At 73.2% G+C, this 3,045-nt stretch carries 3 protein-coding genes; 1 reads left to right on the forward strand and 2 read right to left on the reverse strand.

Annotation, left to right across the window (positions count from 1 at the left end):
- Positions 1-1,508: ATP-binding protein (locus HR086_RS45980; RefSeq protein WP_174468820.1), on the forward strand; the 1,508-nt coding region annotated here is incomplete at its 5' end.
- On the opposite strand, the gene HR086_RS45985 is transcribed toward HR086_RS45980, so the two are convergent.
- Together HR086_RS45985 and HR086_RS45990 are read right to left on the reverse strand one after the other, a co-directional pair.
- The gene (locus HR086_RS45985; RefSeq protein ID WP_174453911.1) at positions 1,469-1,864 is read right to left on the reverse strand and encodes a response regulator; all 396 of its coding nucleotides are present in this window, start codon (positions 1,862-1,864) and stop codon (positions 1,469-1,471) included. The genes HR086_RS45980 and HR086_RS45985 overlap by 40 nt on opposite strands.
- Before the next feature lie 27 nt (positions 1,865-1,891).
- On the reverse strand, positions 1,892-3,013 hold the full coding sequence (locus tag HR086_RS45990; protein ID WP_174468821.1) for a PilZ domain-containing protein: 1,122 nt from the start codon (positions 3,011-3,013) through the stop codon (positions 1,892-1,894).
- Positions 3,014-3,045: the final 32 nt, after the last annotated feature.

Consider the following 3,045-nt stretch of genomic DNA (forward strand, 5'->3'; position numbering starts at 1 on the left):
CCGCCAAGAAGCGCCAGCGTCCCCCGGCCCCGCCCGCGAAATCCGAGGCGTCCGGCGTACCGCTCCATGCGCTCCTGGAGGGCCTGCCGGACGCCTTCTTCACACTCGACGCGGCCTGGCGCTTCACCTACGTCAGCCCGCGCATGGCGGAGCTGCTGGACGGCGTCGCCGGGCCTGGAGACGACGTACGCCGCGCGTGCCCCGGCCTCTTGAAGCTGCGCGACCACCTGCGCTTCGAGCAGCCCGCCACCCAGCAGGCCGCCACGCGCTTCGAGCACGAGTGGCCGGACCGGGAGCTGTGCTTCGACGTGCGCGCGCGCGCGGTGCCCGGGGGCCTGCTGGTGCACTGCCGCGACATCACCGGAGAGCACCGGGTGCGCGAGGAGCTGCGGCGCGCCAGCGAGGTGTTCCGCGCCATCCACGAGGGCACGACGGACGCCGTCTACACGAAGGATTTGGAGGGCCGCTACCAGCTCATCAACAACGCGGGCGCGCGCGCGGTGGGCTACGAAATCTCGCAGATGGTGGGCCGCACGGACCACGAGCTGTTCGCGCCCGAAGTGGCGCGCGTCAACGCCGCCAACGACAGGGAGGTGCTCGCCTTCGGCCGCACCGTCACCTACGAGGACGGGCAGCCGGGCGTCGAGGGCCCTCGCGTGTGGCTGTCCACCAAGGGCGTGCTGCGCGACGCGGACGGCAAGGTGGTGGGGCTGTTCGGCATCAGCCGCGACATCACCCAGCGCAAGTGGGCGGAAGAGGAGGCGCGCCGGCACTCCGAGTTCCAGGAGCAGCTGATGGGCATCGTCAGCCACGACATCCGCAGCCCGCTGGGCGCCATCATGAACTGGTCGCGCGTCATGGCGGAGTCCGGCACGGCCGAGGACGCCCGGCGCACCAGCCAGCGCATCGCCACCGCGGCGGTGCGCATTGAACGGCTCACCCGCCTGCTCCTGGACTTCACGCGCACGCGGCTGATGGGTGGCGTGGCGATTGAGCCCCGGCCGGTGGACCTCAAGGACCTGGTGGAGCGCGTGGCCCACGAGTTCCGCGTGGCCTATCCCGAGCGCGTCATCGAGGTGGAGCACAAGGGCAACACGCAGGGCATGTGGGACCCGGACCGGCTGGGCCAGGTGGCCTCGAATCTCCTGGAGAACGCGCTCAAGTTCGGCCCCGCGGACACCCCCGTGAAGCTGGTGGCGCGCGTGGCGCGGGCCAACAAGCTGGTGCTGGAGGTCCACAACGGCGGGCGCCCCATCCCCGCGCACCTGTTGCCCCACCTCTTCGAGCCCTTCCGCAGCGGCCCGCAGACGACGCGCACGCTGAAGATGAGCTACGGCCTGGGCCTCTACATCGTCCGGGAAATCGTCCAGGCGCACGGCGGCGGCATCGAGGTCAGCTCCACCGAGGAAGAGGGCACCACGTTCATGGTGACGCTGCCCCGCCGCTCGCTGCCCGCGCGGCCTCCCGGTCAAATCCCCCCGCGCGTGCCCCGCTCCGAGCCCAAGTAGCGATTCAAGAGCGCCGCCAGCTCCGAGCCCGCGAAGGGCTTGGTGAGGTAGTCGGTGCAACCGCTCTCGAAGCCCGCCTGCACACAGTCCGGCTCCATGCGCGTGCTGCACAGGATGATGGGCGTGTGGCGGGTGGGCTCGCGCCCGCGCAGCGCCCGGCACGTCTCCAGGCCGTCCAGGTTCGGCATCAGGATGTCGAGCACGACCAGGTCCGGCGCCTCGTCCCGCACGCGCTCCAGCGCCTCCAGCCCGTCGCGGGCGATGAGCGTTTCGAAGCCACGCTCCACCATCATCATCTGGTGCAGCATCAGCACCGTGTGCGAGTCATCGACGAGGAGGACCTTCTTGCGTCGCATGGCGAAGCGCCTCCCGGGCCCGCGCCTTCAGGGCGAGGCCGTGGCCTGACAGAGCTGGCGCAGGTGCATCAAGCGCGGCGGGCCCATGCCCATGAACCGCACACCCATGCCATGGGGACAACACAGCCCGTCGCGCGGCGCGAAGGGGTTGGCCCACGCCACCACGCCGTGGGATTCCAGCCGCTCGCCCGTGGTGGGCAGGTGGATGCGCAACGTCACCGCCGCCCCGGGCCGCGCCGGCACCAGCGTGCGCACGAAGAGGCCACCCGGGCTCAGCGCGAAAGACACGCCCGACGTCCAGGCCAGCCCCTGGGGGCCTCCCTCGCCGAACTCCACCGGGCAGCAGAAGGGCACCCGCTCCTCCACCCGCAGCGACGCGCCCTCGCGCCCCAGCATCGCGTGGATGCGCGGCAGCAGCGTCGCCGCGCGCCCGCTCTCCGCGGGTGTCACCGTCAGCGAGGGCACGCCCTCCAGCAACGCGCGAGCGGCCGTGCCCGAGCGCGCCCACACCCCGCCCCGGGCCCCATCACCGACGGCGATGAGCAGGTGGGGGGCGGAGCCGTGCTCCTCCACCCGCGCGGCGGCGCCCTCCACCGTGGCGCTGTACAGCAGGTGGTGGCCACTGACTTCCAGGAGCGAGCCCAGCCCCGCCCACGTGCGCGCGCCTCCCGCGCCTCCGGCGAGCAGCACCACGCGCGGGCTGTAGCGTTCGCTCGTGACAGGCGGGGGACGGGCGCCCAGAAGCGTGGCCAGCCGCGCGCGCACCGCCGCCTCGCCCACCGGCGCCAGCAGGCAGTCCTCCACGCCCTCCGCGTCCGCGGCCTCCAGCACCTCGGCGGGCGTCTCCGGCTCCGCCACCAGCACCACCGGCGCACCGGACGCACCCACGCGGGACTTGAGGCTGCCCAGTCCTCCGGGGCCGCGCTCGCTCACCTGGCGCCAGTGCACCAGCACCAACCGGGGCCGCGCTCGCGACAGCTCCAGGCTCACCGCGCCGGGCGCCGAGGCCTGCACCGGCTCACAGCCCAGCGCCCGGGCCGCGCGCGACAGTGCCAGCCACGCCTCCCCGGCCACGCCGACCCACAGCACCCTGGGCGAGGGCGGCGCCTCGAGGGTCGTTGGACGGACTGGGCCTGGGGCCATCCTCATGTGGTGCCTCCATGTCCGCATCCCCCCCAGCC

Source organism: Myxococcus sp. CA039A (genome assembly GCF_013336645.1).
GTDB lineage: Bacteria > Myxococcota > Myxococcia > Myxococcales > Myxococcaceae > Myxococcus > Myxococcus llanfairpwllgwyngyllgogerychwyrndrobwllllantysiliogogogochensis.

What these genes read in the sequence shown, in the direction of transcription:
- HR086_RS45985 (WP_174453911.1), bottom strand. Translation starts at nt 1,864, where the DNA reads ATGCGACGCAAGAAGGTCCTCCTCGTCGATGACTCGCACACGGTGCTG.
- HR086_RS45990 (WP_174468821.1), bottom strand. Translation starts at nt 3,013, where the DNA reads ATGAGGATGGCCCCAGGCCCAGTCCGTCCAACGACCCTCGAGGCGCCG.